At 67.5% G+C, this 17974-nt stretch carries 20 protein-coding genes; 6 read left to right on the top strand and 14 right to left on the bottom strand.

What is annotated here, in order from left to right:
• Positions 1 to 29 precede the first annotated feature (29 nt).
• Positions 30 to 290 carry a hypothetical protein gene (locus QTH97_RS04510; RefSeq protein WP_286566856.1) on the top strand — a complete coding sequence of 87 codons (261 nt, stop codon included), beginning with the start codon at positions 30 to 32 and terminating at the stop codon, positions 288 to 290.
• Here QTH97_RS04510 and QTH97_RS04505 read toward each other — a convergent pair.
• Positions 260 to 1285 (bottom strand): P1 family peptidase, encoded by a 1026-nt coding sequence (locus QTH97_RS04505; RefSeq protein WP_286566855.1) that lies wholly within the window; start codon positions 1283 to 1285, stop codon positions 260 to 262. The two genes, QTH97_RS04510 and QTH97_RS04505, sit on opposite strands and share 31 nt — an antisense overlap.
• 39 nt (positions 1286 to 1324) lie before the next feature.
• Here QTH97_RS04505 and QTH97_RS04500 point away from each other — a divergent pair, with 39 nt between their 5' ends.
• Both QTH97_RS04500 and QTH97_RS04495 read left to right on the top strand, forming a co-directional pair.
• Positions 1325 to 2644 carry an NAD(P)/FAD-dependent oxidoreductase gene (locus QTH97_RS04500; protein WP_353655618.1) on the top strand — a complete coding sequence of 440 codons (1320 nt, stop codon included), beginning with the start codon at positions 1325 to 1327 and terminating at the stop codon, positions 2642 to 2644.
• Positions 2645 to 2664: 20 nt separating this feature from the next.
• Positions 2665 to 3123 (top strand): Cd(II)/Pb(II)-responsive transcriptional regulator, encoded by a 459-nt coding sequence (locus QTH97_RS04495; protein ID WP_286566853.1) that lies wholly within the window; start codon positions 2665 to 2667, stop codon positions 3121 to 3123.
• A gap of 16 nt (positions 3124 to 3139) precedes the next feature.
• Here the strand turns inward: QTH97_RS04495 and QTH97_RS04490 are convergent, their stop codons facing one another.
• The 8 genes from QTH97_RS04490 to QTH97_RS04455 all read right to left on the bottom strand — a co-directional run bounded on the left by QTH97_RS04490 (position 3140) and on the right by QTH97_RS04455 (position 9175).
• Positions 3140 to 4132 carry a glycerophosphodiester phosphodiesterase gene (locus tag QTH97_RS04490; RefSeq protein WP_286566852.1) on the bottom strand — a complete coding sequence of 331 codons (993 nt, stop codon included), beginning with the start codon at positions 4130 to 4132 and terminating at the stop codon, positions 3140 to 3142.
• The gene (locus QTH97_RS04485) at positions 4129 to 4707 is read right to left on the bottom strand and encodes a YceB family lipoprotein (protein ID WP_286566851.1); all 579 of its coding nucleotides are present in this window, start codon (positions 4705 to 4707) and stop codon (positions 4129 to 4131) included. The genes QTH97_RS04490 and QTH97_RS04485 overlap by 4 nt, the downstream gene beginning before the upstream one ends.
• A 49-nt stretch (positions 4708 to 4756) precedes the next feature.
• Positions 4757 to 5542 carry an amino acid ABC transporter ATP-binding protein gene (locus tag QTH97_RS04480; RefSeq protein ID WP_286566850.1) on the bottom strand — a complete coding sequence of 262 codons (786 nt, stop codon included), beginning with the start codon at positions 5540 to 5542 and terminating at the stop codon, positions 4757 to 4759.
• Positions 5526 to 6179 (bottom strand): amino acid ABC transporter permease, encoded by a 654-nt coding sequence (locus tag QTH97_RS04475; protein WP_286566849.1) that lies wholly within the window; start codon positions 6177 to 6179, stop codon positions 5526 to 5528. Before QTH97_RS04475 ends, QTH97_RS04480 begins: the two co-directional genes overlap by 17 nt.
• 7 nt (positions 6180 to 6186) lie before the next feature.
• Positions 6187 to 6846: an amino acid ABC transporter permease gene (locus QTH97_RS04470; protein ID WP_286566848.1), complete on the bottom strand. Its 660-nt coding sequence runs from the start codon at positions 6844 to 6846 to the stop codon at positions 6187 to 6189.
• Between the two features lie 15 nt (positions 6847 to 6861).
• Entirely contained in the window at positions 6862 to 7653 is a 792-nt protein-coding gene (locus tag QTH97_RS04465) for a transporter substrate-binding domain-containing protein (protein ID WP_286566847.1), read from the bottom strand.
• 61 nt (positions 7654 to 7714) lie between these two features.
• The gene (locus tag QTH97_RS04460) at positions 7715 to 8680 is read right to left on the bottom strand and encodes a Bug family tripartite tricarboxylate transporter substrate binding protein (protein ID WP_444813370.1); all 966 of its coding nucleotides are present in this window, start codon (positions 8678 to 8680) and stop codon (positions 7715 to 7717) included.
• 54 nt (positions 8681 to 8734) lie between these two features.
• Entirely contained in the window at positions 8735 to 9175 is a 441-nt protein-coding gene (locus QTH97_RS04455; RefSeq protein ID WP_286566846.1) for an OsmC family protein, read from the bottom strand.
• 187 nt (positions 9176 to 9362) lie between these two features.
• On the opposite strand from QTH97_RS04455, the gene QTH97_RS04450 reads away from it, so the two are divergent.
• The gene (locus QTH97_RS04450) at positions 9363 to 11054 is read left to right on the top strand and encodes a long-chain fatty acid--CoA ligase (protein ID WP_286566845.1); all 1692 of its coding nucleotides are present in this window, start codon (positions 9363 to 9365) and stop codon (positions 11052 to 11054) included.
• Positions 11055 to 11079: 25 nt separating this feature from the next.
• Here the strand turns inward: QTH97_RS04450 and QTH97_RS04445 are convergent, their stop codons facing one another.
• Complete coding sequence (locus tag QTH97_RS04445; protein WP_286566844.1) at positions 11080 to 11922, bottom strand: IclR family transcriptional regulator; 843 nt, start codon at positions 11920 to 11922, stop codon at positions 11080 to 11082.
• 102 nt (positions 11923 to 12024) lie between these two features.
• On the opposite strand from QTH97_RS04445, the gene QTH97_RS04440 reads away from it, so the two are divergent.
• Both QTH97_RS04440 and QTH97_RS04435 read left to right on the top strand, forming a co-directional pair.
• Complete coding sequence (locus QTH97_RS04440; RefSeq protein ID WP_286566843.1) at positions 12025 to 12999, top strand: Bug family tripartite tricarboxylate transporter substrate binding protein; 975 nt, start codon at positions 12025 to 12027, stop codon at positions 12997 to 12999.
• 13 nt (positions 13000 to 13012) lie between these two features.
• Complete coding sequence (locus QTH97_RS04435) at positions 13013 to 15373, top strand: cytochrome P450/oxidoreductase (protein WP_286566842.1); 2361 nt, start codon at positions 13013 to 13015, stop codon at positions 15371 to 15373.
• Positions 15374 to 15386: 13 nt separating this feature from the next.
• Here the strand turns inward: QTH97_RS04435 and QTH97_RS04430 are convergent, their stop codons facing one another.
• The 4 genes from QTH97_RS04430 to QTH97_RS04415 are packed head-to-tail and all read right to left on the bottom strand — an operon-like array spanning position 15387 to position 17898.
• Positions 15387 to 15617 carry a lysozyme inhibitor LprI family protein gene (locus QTH97_RS04430; RefSeq protein ID WP_286566841.1) on the bottom strand — a complete coding sequence of 77 codons (231 nt, stop codon included), beginning with the start codon at positions 15615 to 15617 and terminating at the stop codon, positions 15387 to 15389.
• Between the two features lie 20 nt (positions 15618 to 15637).
• Positions 15638 to 16123 (bottom strand): RidA family protein, encoded by a 486-nt coding sequence (locus QTH97_RS04425; RefSeq protein ID WP_286566840.1) that lies wholly within the window; start codon positions 16121 to 16123, stop codon positions 15638 to 15640.
• 3 nt (positions 16124 to 16126) lie between these two features.
• Positions 16127 to 16564, bottom strand: a complete 438-nt coding sequence (locus QTH97_RS04420; protein ID WP_286566839.1) for a PaaI family thioesterase — start codon at positions 16562 to 16564, stop codon at positions 16127 to 16129.
• Positions 16561 to 17898: an NAD(P)/FAD-dependent oxidoreductase gene (locus tag QTH97_RS04415; RefSeq protein WP_444813369.1), complete on the bottom strand. Its 1338-nt coding sequence runs from the start codon at positions 17896 to 17898 to the stop codon at positions 16561 to 16563. Before QTH97_RS04415 ends, QTH97_RS04420 begins: the two co-directional genes overlap by 4 nt.
• Positions 17899 to 17974 lie beyond the last annotated feature (76 nt).

Raw genomic sequence — 17974 nt, 5'->3', positions numbered from 1 at the left:
CCCGACTCCCGCTCGACCCTTGCCCGACCATGACGAACCTCAAGACCCGACTGGCCTTCCTGGGAAAGCTCTTCATGGCACTGCTCGCCCTGGCGGTGCTGCTGCTCATTGCTGGTCATCATCTTTTCTCGGTCATCTCACCGCTGAAGCTGCTTCTGTATGCAGGCTTCGGCACCTTGCTCCTGCTTGCGGTCGTTGCCGTTTCGGCCATGCTGGGCGCCCGCTGGGACCAACGGACTATGCCTCCCGGCGGGGGCTTTCAGCCCAGGTCCGCGGCGCAGGGAAAGTAGCTTTCGCCGATGCGGACTGAAGTTGCCGCGCGCACGGCGCGCAGCGTGGCGATCGCCACGACTTCGGCAGCCATCGTGCCCAGGACCGTCATGCCCGGCGCATCGCCTTCGAGCGGCACGCGCCCGGTCGCGAGCGTGAAGAGCGTATCGCCGTCGCTCATCGTGTGAACCGGGTTTATGGCGCGTGCGAGGCCATCATGCGCAACGTTGGCCAGTCGGGTGGCCTGCACTTTGGTGAGCACGGCATCGGTCGCGATCACGCCCAGCGTGGTGTTGGTTCCGGCCAGAAGGGGCCTGGGCACCTCGCCGCGAAGCAATGCGCGGCGCGTGTCGAGAAGGGCCCTGCCGTCCTCGGTGCGGGCGCCGGCAATGACTTGCGCGGTGTCGGGGTCGATCACATCGCCGAGCGCGTTGCAGGCGACCAGTGCGCCGACCGTGACGCCGTTGACAGCGATCGATGCGGTGCCGATGCCACCCTTCATCGCACGATGTACGCCGAACAGCTTGCCGACCAGCGCGCCGCTGCCTGCGCCCACGTTGCCCTCCGCCGGCGCTGAAGAAGAGGCCGCCCCGCAGGCCGCGTAGCCCGCGGCGGCGTCGGGCCGGATGCGGGCATCGCCGACAGGAAGGTCGAACAGCACGGCGGCCGGCACGATCGGGAGCGTGCCGTAGCGAACGTCCAGACCGACGCCCCGTTCTTCCAGCCAGCGCGTTGCGCCATCGGCCGCCGCCAGGCCCCAGGCGCTCCCGCCCGCGAGCATCACCGCGTGCACATGCTGGACGAAGTTGCCCGGCGCGAGCAGGTCGGTCTCGCGCGTTCCGGGTGCGGCGCCGCGCACGTCGACGCCTGCCACCGCGCCGTTGCGCGCGAGGATCACCGTGCAGCCGGTGGGGCGGCGAGGATCGCTGTAGTGGCCGACTTCGATGCCGGCGACATCGGTGATGGCGCCCGCCCGCGCGGTGCCAAGGTTGCCGGGATGAGGCTGATCGGACATCGAACGATTATGGCGGCCCCTGCCTTTAGGATCGGCCGGATGACAGTTGTAAATGACAGGGCGTCGGCCGCCTCGCGACACGTGGTCGTGATCGGTGCCGGCGCGGTCGGCTGCGTCAGTGCCATCGAAGCACTGCGTGCCGGCCACAAGGTGACGCTGGTGGACCCCTCGGAACCCGGAGCCGAGCATGCGACCAGCTATGGCAACGCAGGGTGGCTCTCGTCTCATTCGGTCGTGCCTCCCGCGCTGCCGGGCGCATGGAGAAAAGTGCCGGGCTACCTTCTCGATCCCCTCGGGCCTTTGGCGGTGCGCTGCCGCTATCTGCCTCGTGTGGCGACATGGCTCATGCGCTATCTCGCCTCCGGCTGGACCGAGAAGCGCGTGCAGCGCATCGCGGATGCATTGCGCACGCTGCTGGCCGATGCACCCGCACTCCACGCGCGGCTCGCGCACGAAGCCGGCGTGCCGCAATCGATCGAGCGGCGCGGCCTGCTGCACGTCTACCGCTCGCGCGCCGAGTTCGAAGGCGACGCCTTGGCATGGCGCGTACGACAGCGCGCTGGCGTGCAATGGACGGAGTGGGACGCCGAAACGCTTCGAGGGCGCGAGCCCGATCTGGATGCGCGCTACACGCTCGGTATCTTCGTGCCCGAGGCCGGGCATTGCCGCGACCCGGGCGCCTATGTCGCAGCGCTGGCAAGGCATGCCGTGGATCGGGGCGCGGCGACTGTGCAAGGCCGCGCCACAGGCTTCCGCATCGAAGATGGCCGTCTACGCGCCGTGCACACCGAGTCTGGCGAGATTCCCTGCGACGCCGCGGTCATATGCGCCGGTGCGCGTTCGAAAGCGCTGGCGGCCGCGGCCGGCTGCGCGGTGCCGCTCGAATCGGAGCGCGGCTACCACGTGATGCTCGACGCGCCCGAAGGCGGCCCGCGCACGCCGATGATGGCGGCGGATGGCAAGCTGATCGCCCACTGGATGGAGGGTGGCCTGCGTGTCGCTGGGCAGGTCGAGATCGCGGGCCTCGACGCCGCGCCCGACTGGCGCCGCGCCGACATCCTGCGGGACCACATGCGCTCGATGTTCCCTGCGTTGCCATCGCCGTTGCCCGCGGCCCGCCTGCACCGATGGATGGGGCATCGTCCCAGCCTGCCGGATGGCTTGCCCTGCATCGGCCGTTCTCGCGCGACAGCCGACGTGGTGCTGGCCTTCGGGCACGGGCACGTGGGGCTCGGCGCTTCGGCGCGCACCGGACGTGTCGTGGCGCAATTGCTGTCGGGCACGCGGCCGGACATCGACCTCGCGCCCTTCGATCCGTTGCGCTTCGGCCGTCGAGGTGCCACCATCGTCCAACCTTGAAGTCACTTGAACATCCATCCATGGCCAACGATCAGGGCTACCGCATCGGCGACGCCGCCGACCGCAGCGGCGTCAGCGCCGCCAACATCCGCTACTACGAGAAGGAAGGCCTCGTCGCACCGCAGGCGCGCAGCGACAACAGCTACCGCATCTACAGCGACGCGGACGTGCACCGCCTGCGCTTCATTCGCCTGTGCCGCGCGATGGACATGTCGCTCGACGAGGTGCGCACCCTGCTGGCGCTCGACCTGCGCAGCAAGGCCGATTGCGATGCGGCCTGCGTGGCGCTCGATTCGCACCTCGGCCACGTGCGCGAGCGGCTTCGCGAATTGCGCTCGCTGGAGAAGGACCTGATCGCGCTGCGCGACTGCTGCGACGGCACGGATGCGCAATGCCACATCATCGAGACGCTGCACGCCCGAGCCGACCGCCAGCCTCTCGCGAGCGCGCGGCCCACGAGAGCCGCGCGTCACGTCTGAATCGACGCGAACCGGCTCAACGGCCGCGCGCAGGCAGCGGGACGCCGCGTTCGGACATCACGTCGCGCAGGATGGCCGGATCGTCGGTGATGAGTCCGTCCACGCCCCAGTCCATGAGCCGCGCCATGTCGGCGCGTTCGTTCACCGTCCAGGGCAGCACGCGGAGGCCGAGTGCCTGAGCCTCCTTCACCTGGGCGAGGGTGAGATCGTTGAATGCAGGCGACCAGATCACCGGCGCCTGGCTGTCGCCGACGGCCGCCTTCACGAGCCGCGGCGCGGAGCCGAAGTCCTCGATGCGCAGGCCCGAGGTCCAGCGGCTGTCCTTGAGCGTTCGGGGGCTCGTGAGGTAGGCGCGGGGCAGTTGGGGCGCCTGCTGAGCGACGAGTGCGAGCGAGCGCCAGTCGAAGCTCTGGATGGTCACGCGCTGGGACATGCCGGCCTTGTCGATCTCCACCAGCAACGCGCGGACCATCTGTTCGGGCGAGGCTGTTTCGTCCGGCCGCGCCGGCTCCAGCTTGGTCTCGATGTTGAAGCGGACCTGGTCCGCGCCCATTTCGCGCACGCGATCGAACAGAGCGGCCAAGGTCGGGATGCGCTCGCCGTCGTTGATCAACTGCTTCCGGAAAGCCTTGGCGTAGTTGCTCGCGGGATCGATGCGGCCGACGTCGTAGGCCTGCAGTTGCGCGAGCTGCAGTGATCGGATCGCCGGCCCCTTGGAAGCGAGGAAGGCGCCGCGTGCGTCGCGCGTGTGATCGGGGTTCAGCACCGTGTCGTGGGAAATGACCACGACGTCATCGGCCGTGAGCCCGATGTCGAGTTCGAGCGTGGTCACGCCGAGGCCGACCGCCTTGGAGAAGGCCGCCAGCGTGTTTTCAGGGGCGAGCGCGCGGCCGCCCCGGTGCGCCTGCAGGTCGATGGTCGGCTTGGCGTCGCGGCTGGACGTCGCACAGCCTGCGGCCATCGACAGGCACAGCAACCATGGTGTGACCCTGCTTTGTTTCATCCTCATTTGAGTTCCACGGTGATCCCGTCATCTTGCACCGTGATCGCGCCGATCTCGTAGGTCTTGCGGCCTACGGTCAGCTCTTCCGCGGTGAAGGTACGCAGCGCCTGGTCGCGCAGAAGCTCCTGCGCCACCACGGCGCCGATGTTCTGGAGGCGCTCCGCGTCTCGGCCCGTCACGCCCTGCAGTTCGAGTCGCTCCGCCTGCGGACGATCCAGTCGCAAGGCACGCGCGGGTGCGTCGTACCTGAGTGCGCTGCTGACCGACACGATGCCTTCCACCGTCTGCGGCTGCAGCAACGGGCTCGAGATCGACAGCACCGCCGTGATCGCCGCGCGGTTGCTGCGAGGGTCCAGGCCCAACCGGGGATCGCGCAGCCCGACGGTGAAGAGGTCCGCATAGCGCCTTTGCACCGGAAAGCGCTTGGCGATCTGCGCCTGCAACTCCTCGCGGCTCGCGGTGTATTCGCTGGTGAAGAAGTTGAATCCGGCCAGCGCCGCGAACGGCATCGGCGTCGCGCAGGCGCCGAGCAGCGCGCGCAGGAGGGAACGGCGGGATCGGAGAGACGGGCGGTTTCGCATACCGCTCCGAGCTTGCCACAGGCCGGGGGGTTCCCCGGACGCCGTCCGCTCAGTCGTGCAAGGACGAAAGGAACTGTTTCAGTTCGGCCGTCTGCGGGTTCCCGAACAGCTCGGCCGGTGGACCCATCTCGTGCACGCGGCCCTGATGCATGAAGATCACGCGGTCGCTCACCTTGCGCGCGAAGCTCATCTCGTGCGTCACCATCAGCAGCGTCATGCCCTCGTCGGCGAGCGATTCCACCACACGCAACACCTCGCCCACGAGCTCGGGGTCGAGCGCGGAAGTGATCTCGTCGCACAGCAGCACCGCGGGCTCCATCGCCAGCGCGCGGGCGATCGCCACGCGCTGCTGCTGGCCGCCGGACAGCTGGTCGGGCATGGCGTCGAACTTCTCGGCCAGCCCGACGCGCGTGAGCAGCTTGCGCGCCTGCGATGCCGCCTCGATGCTGCTGCGCTTCTTCACCAGGGTCGGCGCGAGCATCACGTTGCGTCCGACCGTCAAGTGCGGAAACAGGTTGAAGCTCTGGAAGATCATGCCCACGCGCTGGCGCAACTCGCGCATCGCCATCGCGCTCTCGTGCAGCAGCGGCTTGCCATCCACCGTGAGGGAACCTTCCTGGAAGACTTCAAGCCCGTTGATGCAGCGCAGCAGGGTGCTCTTGCCCGAACCGCTCTTGCCGATGATCGCGATCACTTCGCCGCGCTTGACTTCGAGGTCGATGCCCTTGAGCACCTCGTTGCTGCCGTAGGACTTGCGCAGCGCCGTGATGCGCACGATTGGCGCTGCGGCCAGTTGGGCGGCGGCGGGAACGGGGGCTTCAGCGACGAGCGCCATGGATCTTCCTCTCGAGGTTCTTGGCGTACAGGCTCACGGGAAAGCACAGCACGAAATAGAGCAGGGCGACGCAGCTGAACACGACGAAAGGCTTGAAGGTCGCGTTCGAGATCATGCTGCCCGCCTTGGTGAGTTCGACGAAGCCGATCACCGAGGCCAGCGCCGTGCCCTTGATGACCTGCACCAGAAAGCCCACCGTCGGCGCCACCGCGATGCGCAGGGCCTGCGGCAGGATCACGTGGCGCATCTGCTCTGCGAAGCTCAGCGCGAGGCTGCCGGATGCCTCCCATTGCCCCTTGGGAATGGAAGCCACGCAGCCGCGCCAGATCTCGGTGAGGAAGGCGCTGGTGTAGAGCGTGAGCGCGACCGAGGCGGCAGTCCACGCGGAGACGTCGATGCCGAACAATGCAATGCCGAAGTACGCCAGGAACAACTGCATCAGCAGCGGCGTCCCCTGGAAGACTTGCACGTAGAGGCTGACCAGCCGATCGGCCGCCCGGCCACCGGACAGGCGCAGGAAAAGCAGCAGGCCGCCCACCACGCCGCCGCCGACAAAGGCGATCAGCGACAGCACGACCGTCCAGCGCAACGCCATCAGCAGATTGCGCAGGATGTCCCAGAGCGAGAAGTCGGTCATGAGTGCCTCAGCGTCCGAAGTACCTGGGGCCGGCCCAGTTGAGCAGCCGGCGTGCGCCCATCGACAGCGCCAGGTAGATCACCGTCGCGACGATGAAGGCCTCGAACGCGCGGAAGTTGCGGCTCTGGATCAGGTTCGCGGCGTAGCTCAGTTCCTCGGTCGAGATCTGGCTGCACACGGCGGAGCCCAGCATCACGATGATGATCTGGCTCACCATCGCGGGCCAGACCTTCTTCATCGCGGGCGGCAGCACCACGCGCATGAACACCTGCACCTTGTTGAGTGCCAGGCTCACGGCGGCCTCGATCTGGCCGCGCGGCGTGGCCTCGATGCCGGCGCGGATGATCTCGGTCGCATAGGCGCCGAGGTTCATCACCATCGCGATGATCGAAGCCACCTCCGGCGAGAGCTTGAAGCCCGCCGCCGGCAGCCCGAAGAAGATGAAGAAGAGCTGCACGATGAAGGGCGTGTTGCGAATCAGCTCCACATAGCTGCCCACGATCCAGCGCAGCCACGCGGGGCCGTTCGCGCGGGCCCAGGCGCAGGCCACGCCGACCACCATGCCGATCGCGGTCGCGATGGCTGTCAGGCCCAGCGTCCAGAGCACGCCCCTGACGAGCAGGGGCCACTGGCCGAGGACGGCGCCGAAGTCGAATTCGATGCCCATGGCTGGCCGGGCCGGTCAGACCGGCAGGTCGCCAGCGGGCCGGCCGAGCCACTTCTTCGCCATGGCGTCGAGCGTGCCGTCCTTCTTCGCGCCGGCAATGATGTTGTTGACCTTGGTCTTCAGCGCATCCTCGCCCTTGGCGATGCCGATGAAGCAAGGGCTGTCCTTCAGCAGCAGCTTGTATTCGGCGCCGAGCTGTGGGTTCTTCTGCATCATGTCGCCGGCCACGGCCGCGCTGGTTGCGATGGTCTGCGTCTGGCCCGCGACGAAGGCGGCGATGGTGGCGTTGTTGTCCTCGAAGCGCTTGTAGTCGACGTTGGACGGCGCCACCTTGGCGAGCTCCTGGTCTTCCATTGCGCCGCGCGTCACGGCCACGCTCTTGCCGCCCATGTCGGCAAAGCTCTTGATGTTGAGGTTCTTCGAGGCGTACACCGCCTGGAAGAAGGGCGCGTAGGCGGCGGAGAAGTCGATGACCTTCTCGCGCTCGGCGTTCTTGCCGAGCGTGGAGATCACGAGGTCCGCCTTGCGCGTCTGCAGGTAGGGGATGCGGTTGGCGCTGGTCACAGGCACCAGCTCTACCTTGACGCCCAGCTTGCTCGCGATGAGCTGGGCCATCTCGACGTCGAGGCCTTGCGGTGCCATGTTCTTGTCGACCGAGCCGTAGGGCGGGTAGTCCGTCGGCACGGCGATCTTGATGGTCTTGGCCTTCAGGACGTTGTCGAGCGCATTCTGGGCGTGCGCGGCACCGACGCTGAACAGCGCGGCCGCGGCGAGGATCGACGCGAACTGGCGCTTGGAATACTTCATGGCAGGGCTCCTGGGTAAGTCGATGGGGAATCCATCGGCTGTACGCAAGAGCTGTGCCGGTTCAGTCCATCCGTGCGCCGGAAGCCTTGACCGCCTTTTCCCATCGGGGCGTTTCAGCCACCAGGAACTTCGCGAAATCCTCTGAGCCGAGGAAGGCCGGATCGGCCCCCTGGCTCACCATGCGGTCGCGCACCTCGGGGCTGGTCAGCACTTGCCTGAAAGCGTCGCTGAGCTTGGCGACCACGTCCTTCGGCGTGCCGGCGGGCGCGAGGAAGCCGTAGAACCCGACCACCTCGAACCCCTTGATGCCGGCCTCGATCACCGTCGGCACGTCGGGGAGGGCCGGGTTGCGCGTGGCGCTCGTGACGGCCAGCGCCCGGACCTTGCCCTGCTTGTGATAGTTGGCTGCCTGCGGAATCGATTCGGCCATGAATTGCACCTGCCCGCCCATCAGGTCGGTGAAGGCCGGAGCGCTGCCGCGGTAGGGGATATGGACCATGAAGATGCCGGTGGCGCTCTTGAACATCTCAGGCACCAGATGGCTGATGCCGCCGTTGCCTGCCGAGCCATAGTTGATCTGGCCAGGCCGGGCGCGGGCGTAGTCGACGAACTGCTTGAGATTGGACACGGGCAGCTTCGGCGTCACCAGCAGCGCGAGCGGCTGCATGGCCGTGCGGGCGATCGGCGTGAAGTCCTTGAGCGTGTTGTAGGGCAGCTTGGTGTAAAGCGCGCCGTTGATCACCGCCACGCCGGTGTTGGCGAGCATCAGCGTGTAGCCGTCCGCCGGGCTCCTGGCGACGGCTTCGGCGCCGACCGAGCCGCCCGCGCCCGGCTTGTAGTCGACGATGACGGGCTGGCCCAGCACGGCCTGCAGCTTGTCGGTGAGCAGGCGTGCGTGCTGGTCGAGCGGCCCTCCGGCAGGAAAGCCGATCACGATCTTGATCGGCTTCTCGGGAAAGGCGGCCATGGCCGTGGCGCACGCCGCCATGCACAGGACCGCCGCGATGCCTTTGCGGGCGATGTTCATGTCTGTCTCCTCGTTGAGCGAGGGATCATAAACAGCGCCATTCGGCCCAAGGCATCAACTCTTGAGCGTGGCCTTCAGCGTGATCTCCGGCACGCTGGCGAGCGCCTTCGACAGCGGGCAGCCTGCTTTCGCGCCGGCGGCCAGTTCCTGGAACTTGGCTTCGTCGATGCCCGGGATGCTGGCTTCGAGTTCGAGCTGGATCCGGTCGATCTTGAAGCCCGGGCCGTCCTTGGCGAGCCGCACCGCCGCCTTGGTGTCGATCGCGCTGGCGGTGAAGCCCGCACCTTCGAGCGCGAAGGCGAAGGCCATGGTGAGGCAGCCGGCGTGCGCCGCGCCCAGGATCTCTTCCGGGTTGGTGCCGCGCTTGTCGTCCTCGAAGCGGCTCGCGAAGCCGTAGGGGTAGTCCTTCAGCGCGCCGGTCTCGGTGCTGATCTGGCCCTTGCCGGTCTTGCCGGCGCCTTCCCAGTGAACGCTTGCGTGCTTGTCTGCAGCCATGTGTACTCCTTGGTGGGTGGGTTGAACGGAGCCTGCCGTTGTACGGCATATCGGTGGCGGCGTCTGTCGGCCTTTGGTGCAACAAGAGCAACCGACCCTGGCGAGTCGCCCATGTGACGGCTTCGGGGCTTCCCCGATGCAGGCGCTCCGCCGGGCGTCGTAGGCTCTCACGCTGTTTGGAGACTGTATGGATCGCCCGCACTACAAATTCTGGCCCCAGCGCCTGCCCCGTTCGATCACCGTTCCCGCCACCTCCCTGTGGCACAACCTCGCCACCGCCGCCGCCCGCTTCCCCGACAAGGCCGCGCTCGTCTTCTTCGGCAGCGAGATCACGTATCGCGAATTTGCGGCGCAGGCCGAGCGCCTCGCCGGCACGCTGCATGCGCTGGGCGTGAAGCGCGGCGACCGGGTGCTGCTCGACATGCAGAACTGCCCGCAACTCGTGATCGCGCATTTCGCGATCCTGCGCGCCAACGCCGTCGTGGTGCCGGTCAATCCGATGAACCGCGCCGAGGAGCTGAAGCACTACGTCACCGACCCGGACGCGAAGGTCGCGATCACCACCGGCGATCTGGCGCCCGAGCTCGCCAAGGCCAGCAACGCGCTGGAGCCCAAGGACCGGCTCTCGCACATGATCGTCACGCAGTTCACCGACACCTTCGATGCCGAAGTGGCCGGCGACGAGGCGCCCGCTGCGGCCTGGCGTGACTGGCTGCTGACACGACACCCCTTGCCGGCGCTCGAAGGCGGCGCCGTCACGGCCTGGACCGACGCGATGAATGCCGGGCATGCGGCACCCGAGCACGTGGCCGGCGCCAACGACATGGCACTGTTGCCCTACACCAGCGGCACCACCGGGCTGCCCAAGGGCTGCATCCACCACCATTCGAGCCTGATGCACAACGCCTTCGCCGGCCAGTTGTGGGGCCTGGGGTCGTCGGAAGCGGTGGTGCTGGCGGTGGTGCCGATGTTCCACATCACCGGCGTGGTGAGCATGATGCACACCACGATCCTGATGGCCGGCACGCTGGTCATCATGCCGCGCTGGGACCGCGACGTCGCCGGTCGCCTGATCTCGCGCCGCAAGGTCACGAGCTGGACCAACATCCCCACCATGGTCATCGATCTGATGGCCAGCCCGAACTTCGCGAACTACGACCTCAGCAGCCTGGTCTACATCGGCGGCGGCGGCGCGGCGATGCCGCAGGCCGTCGCGCAGCGTCTGCTGGAGCAGTTCGGCCTGAAGTACCAGGAGGGCTATGGCCTGACCGAAACGGCCGCGCCCTCGCATGCCAACCCGTTCGAGAACCCCAAGCAGCAGTGCCTGGGCATTCCCTACATGAGCACCGACGCGCGCGTGGTCGATCCTGACACGCTGCAGGAGATGCCCATCGGCGAATCGGGCGAGATCATCATCCACGGCCCCGAAGTCTTCCAGGGCTACTGGAAGCGCCCCGACGCGACGGCCGCTGCCTTCATCGAGTTCGAAGGCAAGCGCTTCTTCCGCTCGGGCGATATGGGCCGCATGGACGAGGACGGCTATTTCTTCATGACCGACCGCCTCAAGCGCATGATCAACGCGAGCGGCTTCAAGGTCTGGCCGGCCGAAGTCGAACTGCTGATGTTCCGCCACCCGGCGATCCAGGAAGCCTGCGTGATCGCGATGAAGGATGCCTACCGCGGCGAGTCGGTCAAGGCGGTGGTCGTGCTGCGTGCGACGCACAAGGACACGACCGAGCAGCAGATCATCGACTGGTGCCGCGAGAACATGGCGGTCTACAAGATCCCGCGCGCCGTGCAGTTCGTCGATGCGCTGCCCAAGAGCGGCAGCGGCAAGGTGATGTGGCGGCTCCTGCAGGAGGCGGAGAGCAAGTCCTGAGGCGCCGGCGCGAGAGTTTGCGCCGTCAGTTTCCCGACCGCGGGCCCGCGTAGCCGAGTTTGGCGCTGGTGGCCTGCGCTTCACGTCGAACGGCCGTCGCGATCGGGCCATGCGTCGACGGATCGAAGCCGCCGCTCGCGCCCAGGGCGGTGATCACGGCGCACACCCGACCCGTGAAGTCGAATACGGGAGCGGCCACGGCGCTGATGCCACGCAGGTAGACGTCCCTGACGACAGCGCACCCGGCTGCCCGGACTTCGCGTTGCAGGCTGTCGATCGGATCCGGCATGGGCAGCAGGGCGAGCATGTCCGGCGTCGCTGCCGCCAGTTCTTCTGCCGCCAGGGTGCGCACGCGGGCCTCGTCCAGCAATCCCAGGAAGACCCGGCCGGTCGCTGACCACACCAGCGACATCACGGACCCGGCGCGCACATTGACCGTCACCGGCAAGCCGGGCTCCTCGAATCGCATGATGGTGGGCCCCTTGTTGCCCATCAGGGCCACGAAGCAGGTGATCTCCAGGCTCTCCCGCAGCCGCACCAGCGCGGGTTCGGCGAGACGGATCGGCTCGGCCTGCCGCATCGCCGTCAGTCCGATCTGGATCAGTTCGGGTCCGAGGAAATAGCGCTGGGAGCTGGCGTCCTGCTCGACCATGCCCTCCTGGATCAGGCTGGCCAGGTAGCGATGTACCTTGGCCGGGCTTTCGCCCACCTGCGCGGCGAGCGCGGACAGGCCCGCGCTGCCGCCCATCCCCGACAGGGTTTTCAGCACGGCCATGCCTGTTTCGGCGGACTGCACACGCTGCCGGCGCTCCAGCACTCGCGGGGCGGCGGCGTCCACGGCTGCGTCGGGATTCATGGTCTTGCTCATGGCGCTTGATCCTACTCAGGGGTTGGGGGGCAGTACAAACCCCATGTTTTAGTTACGCATAGCGTATAACAATTACGCAATTCACCCATGAGGATCGACCCGATGAAGAAACTTCTTGTCGCGACGCTGCTGGCGTTGCCCGTCCTGCATCTGCCCGCGATCGCCCAGGCCCAGTCGACCTATCCGAGCAAGCCGGTCCGATGGGTCGTTCCCTACGCGGCGGGTGGCGGCTCCGACTTCCTCGCGCGCACCATCGGCCAGACCTGGTCGACACAGGCGGGCCAGCCTGTCGTCGTCGACAACAAGCCGGGCGGCAACACGGCGCTCGGTGCCGCCGAGGTGGCGCGTGCCGCGGCGGATGGCTACACGGTGCTTTCGGCTGACAACGGCACGCTGGTCTTCAACCCGGTGCTTTACAAGTCGCTCAGCTACAGCCCGACCAAGGACCTCGCACCCGTCACGCTGATGGGGCGCTTCCCGATGATCCTGGTCGCGGGCCCCGGCATCGAGGTCAAGGACGCCAAGGATTTCATCGCCCAGGCCAAGGCCAAGCCCGGCGGCATCAACTACGGCTCGGCCGGGGCCGGAAGCCCGCATCACCTGGCGATGGAACTGCTGAAGTCGGAAGCCGGCCTCGAGATGGTCCATGCGCCGTATCGCGGCGCCGCGCCGGCCCTGGCCGACGTCGCCGGCGGGCAGATCCCGGCCATGATGGTCGACCTGGCCGCGGGTGCCGGCTTCATCAAGGGCGGAAAGGTCAAGGCGCTCGCCGTGGCCAACGCGACCCGGCTGCCGCAATTGCCGGACGTGCCGACCTTTGCCGAATTGGGATTCAAGAACGTCGAAGCCGCCGCGCTCGTCGGCATGGTCGTGCCAGCGGGCACGCCCCCGGCGACGATCGCCGCGATCAACAAGCAGGTCGTTGCGGCCATCCATGATCCGGCCGTCAGCAAGCGGCTGGTCGACTTCGGTGTGGAGCCCGTCGGCAACACGCCCGCGCAGTTCGCGGAGTTGCTGAAGGCCGAAACCACCAAGTGGCAGAAGCTGATCCGTGACCTGAAGATTTCCCTGGACTGAGGAGGCGCGCGCCATGAGCAGTGTTGAAGTCCCGCGTGGAACCGCCGGTTGCCCAGTGGCGCATGGTGCGCTGTCCGGCGAGCGAACGCCGACCGGCTGCCCGGTCAGCCAGCGCGCCGCCGACTTCGATCCCTTCGAGGACGGCTACCAGCAGGATCCACCCGAGTACGTACGCTGGGCGCGCGAGCAGGAGCCGATCTTCTGGAGCCCGAAGCTCGGCTACTGGGTGGTCACGCGCTATGACGACATCAAGGCCATCTTTCGCGACAACATCACCTTCAGCCCCTCCATCGCGCTCGAGAAGATCACGCCGACCGGCGATGAGGCGAACGCGGTGCTCGCGTCCTACGGCTTCGCGCTGAACCGCACGCTGGTCAACGAGGACGAGCCGGCGCACATGCCGCGCCGCCGCGCCTTGATGGACCCGTTCACGCCCGAGGAACTCAAGCACCACGAGCCGATGGTGCGGCAGCTCGCGCGCGAGTACGTCGACCGCTTCATCGATGACGGCCGCGCCGACTTGGTGGACCAGATGCTCTGGGAAGTGCCGCTGACCGTGGCCCTGCATTTCCTCGGCGTGCCAGAGGAAGACATGGACACGCTGCGCAAGTATTCGATCGCGCACACCGTCAACACCTGGGGCCGGCCGAAGCCGGAAGAGCAGGTGGCGGTGGCGCATGCGGTCGGCAACTTCTGGCAGTTCGCCGGCAAGGTGCTGGACAAGATGCGCCAGGACCCGGAAGGCGGCGGCTGGATGCAATACGGGCTGCGCAAGCAGCGCCAGTTGCCTGAGGTCGTCACCGACTCATACCTCCACTCGATGATGATGGCCGGCATCGTCGCGGCACACGAGACCACGGCCAACGCCACCGCCAACGCGATGAAGCTGCTGCTGCAGCACCCCGACGCGTGGCGAGACATCTGCGAAGACCCGAGCCTGATCCCCAACGCGGTGGAGGAATGCCTGCGCCACAACGGCTCGGTCGCGGCATGGCGCCGCATCGTCACGTCCGATGCGCAGGTGGGTGGCGTCGACCTGCCCGCCGGCTCGAAGCTGCTGATCGTCACCTCGTCGGCCAACCACGACCAGGCCCGATTCGCGGACGCCGACCTGTTCGACATCCGGCGTGACAACGCGAGCGACCATCTCACCTTCGGCTATGGCTCGCACCAGTGCATGGGCAAGAACCTGGCGCGCATGGAGATGCAGATCTTCCTGGAGGAGTTCACGCGCCGGCTGCCCCACATGCGCCTTTCGGCGCAGGCGTTCTCGTACGTGCCCAACACCTCGTTCCGGGGTCCGGAGCACCTGTGGGTCGAATGGGATCCGGCCCGCAACCCCGAGCGCACGCAAGCCGCGCTGCGCCATCCCGAAGTCTCCGTGCCCGTGCGGCTCGGCGAACCCTCGAAGGGCGCGATCACGCGGCCGGTCGTGGTGGAGAGCGTCACGCGGGTGGCGGACGGCATCGTGAAACTCCGCCTCGTCGCTCCGGACGGTCGCCCTATGCCGCGCTGGACACCGGGTTCGCATATCGACATCGAGTGCGGCCATCCGGAACTCTCGCGGCAGTACTCGCTGTGCGGCGACCCCGACGACGTGAACGCGCTCGAGATCGCGGTGCTGCGCGAAGCGGACGGCCGCGGTGGTTCGGCCTGGGTGCATGCGAACGTGAAGGCCGGAGACAAGCTCAAGATCCGCGGCCCGCGCAATCACTTCCACCTCGACGAGACGGTGAAGAAAGTGATCTTCGTCGCCGGAGGCATCGGAATCACGCCGGTGAGTGCGATGGCGCGACGCGCGAAGGCATTGGGCATCGACTACGCGCTGCACTACAGCGGCCGCTCGCGCGCCAGCATGGCCATGGTCGACGAGTTGACCGGACTGCACGGCAAGCGACTGATCGTCTACGCCGGCGACGAAGGCCGGCGCAACGACCTTGCGGCGCTGCTCGCCTCGCCCGAACCCGGCACCCAGATCTATGCGTGCGGGCCGCTGCGCATGCTGTCGGCGCTGGAGGCGCATTGCGCCACGTGGCCCGAGGACGCGCTCCATGTCGAGCACTTCGAGTCGACCCTGCGAACCCTCGACCCTTCTCGCGAACACGCCTTCGACGTCGAGTTGAAGGACTCCGGCATCGTCGTGCACGTGCCTGCCGACCAGACCGTGCTGAGCGCCCTGCGCGCGGCCAACATCGATGTCCAGAGCGATTGCGAGGAGGGGCTCTGCGGTTCGTGTGAGGTGCGCGTGCTGGCCGGCAAGGTCGACCATCGCGACGTCGTGCTCACGCGAGCCGAACGCGAGGCCGGCACGAAGATGATGACCTGCTGCTCGCGGGCCTGCAGCGGAAGCGGCAGGCTGGTCCTCGAACTCTGACCGGCGCCTTGATTCAGCCCTTGTTCCAGTCCTTGAGCTGTTTCGTGCGCTGCTCGGTGTGCTCGATCTTGCAGCTCAGCGCCGCGATGTCGCGGATGGTGCCCCCGGCATTGAGCGTGTATTTGGTTGGCACTGCAGTCGCCTCGCGGAACTGAACCCACGCGCGCTGCGCCTGCTGGAGCAGCTTCTTCGTGCCCGCGTGGTCGGTGGCATCTGTCTTGTCGTCGCTCGCGAGCGATTTCACGAGCGCCTGGTAGGCGGCGCCTATCCGCTGAACTCGACCTCGGCCTCGATCTCGACCGGAATGTCGAAGGGCAGTTCCGCCAGACCCACCGCGCTTCGTGCATGGGCGCCGATTTCGGGGCCGTACAACTGGATGATCAGGTCTGAGAAGCCGTTGATCACAGCCGGCATCCGATTGAAGCCCGGCGCCGCGTTGACCATGCCGAACACCCGAACCCACGCGGTGACACGGTCCAGGTCGCCGATGGCTCGCTGCAGGCTCGCGAGCATGCCGAGCGCGGTGAGCCTCGCTGCCTGGTAGCCCTGCTCGATCGTGAGTTCGCGCCCGACCCTGCCCAGCGCTGCCGTCAAGGTTCCGTCGCTGTTCTGCGGGCCATGGCCCGAGATGAATGCGCGCTGGCCCGAAAGCCGCACCCACGGAAAGGGCAGCGAAACACCGGGCGGCACCGCGAGGGCCGGCGGCAGCGCCAGGCCCAGCGATTGGAGTTTGCTTTCGATGCGAGCCATGCGTCACCCCTTGGCGTAGAGCACCATCTGCGTGCAACGGAAGAGCGCGATGGTCTTGCCTGTTTCACGATGCCTGACCACCGAGTCCCACACCTGCGTCGTCTTGCCGAGGTGAACGGCCGTCGCCGTGCATTCGATCGTGCCGTCGCGCGCCGTGCCGAGATGGTTGGACTTGAGTTCGATGGTGGTGAAGCCCGTCGCGCCTTCGGGAAGGTTGGCGACGCAGCCGTAGCCGGCCGAGGTGTCGGCCAGCGTGACCACGCTCCCTGCGTGCAGGAACCCGTTGGGCGCCATGAGCGCCTTGCGCACGGGCAACTCGGAGCGCACCTCGGACGTGTCGACGTGCTTGATCACGATACCCAGGTAGCCGGGCAGGTTCTCGGCGCCGCGCTGATTCAGTTCATCGGCGGTGGGTGTCCGTCGTGCGGAGTTCGTGTTCATGATTCACCTCGTCCCCTGACATCCGCGACGACGCGCGCGTGCCGCTGAAAACTCCAGTAAGCGCTCGCCCAGTCCATCAGCACCACGGTGCGGTTGCGGAAGCCGATCAGGAAGTAGGCATGCGCGAACAGCCAGAAGAGCCATGCCATGCGCCCCGAGAAGCGCAGGGGGCCAAAGGGTGTGCCCAGGTCGACCACGGCCGAGTTGCGGCCGATCGTCGCCAGGTTGCCGTAGTCGCGGTAGCGGAACGGCTCGGTCGGCTGGGCCGCGATGCGGCGCAGGATGTTCGCTGCAGCGGCTCGTCCCATCTGCTTGGCGCCGGGCGACACGCCGGGCACCGGCTTGGGCTCCCTGCCGGGCCGATGGCTGAGCGCGGCCGCGAGGTCGCCGACGACGCTGATGTCGGGATGGCCCGGCACGCTCAGGTCCGGCAGCACCTTGACGCGGCCGGCACGGTCCGTCTCCACGCCAGTTGCACTGGCAAGCAAGCGTCCCAGCGGCGAAGCGGCGACGCCTGCGGCCCAGATCACGCAATTGCACTCGATGCGATGGCTGCCCACGCCCGCACCGCCGTCGCTGAAGGGCGACTCGACTTGCAAGCCCGTGGCATCGACGGACGTCACTTTGGCGTTGAGGCGCACCTGTACGCCGAGCTTCTGCAATTGGTCCTGGGCGCGCTGGCTGAGCGACTCGGGCATGGCTTGCAGCACGCGCGGGCCGCCCTCGATCAGCAGCACTTCGGCACTGCCCGGGTCGATATGGCGGAACTCGCCCTCGAGCGTATGGCGCGCGATCTCCGCGAGCGTGCCGGCCATTTCCACGCCGGTCGGGCCGGCGCCGATCACGGCGAATGTCAGCAATGCGCGTCGGCGCGCCGGGTCGGCCTCGATCTCGGCCGCCTCGAAGCTCATCAGGATGCGGCGGCGGATCTCGAAGGCGTCGGCCAGCGTCTTGAGCCCGGGCGCCGTCCGTGCCCAGTCATCGTGGCCGAAGTAACTGTGCGTCGCGCCGGCGGCGAGGATCAGGTGGTCCCAGGCGAGGCGGGAGCCGTTCGCCAAGTGGACTTCGCGTGCCGCCGGGTCGATCTGCGTGACTTCGCCCAACAAGGTTGTGACATTGGGTTGCCGCCGGAACAAGAGCCGCACCGGCGCCGCGATCGAGGGCGCCGCAAGGCCCGCCGTGGCGACCTGGTAGAGGAGGGGCTGGAAAAGGTGGTGATTGGTCTTGTCGACCACCGTGATGTCGACTTCCGAGCGCTGAAGCTTGCGCGCCGCCTCCAGCCCGCCGAACCCGCAGCCGACGATGACGATGTGGGGACGGCCTGTTTTGCTCATTCGCCGGATGATACGCAGACCTTGGCAGGCGCCGGCGACTTGTGCCAAAGTGTCGCGTTCCGCTGCGCCGGCGTCG

Source organism: Variovorax gracilis (assembly GCF_030317115.1).
GTDB lineage: Bacteria > Pseudomonadota > Gammaproteobacteria > Burkholderiales > Burkholderiaceae_C > Variovorax > Variovorax gracilis.
Note: the sequence above shows the minus strand (reverse complement) of the source record. Positions and strands in the feature narration are given on the sequence as shown.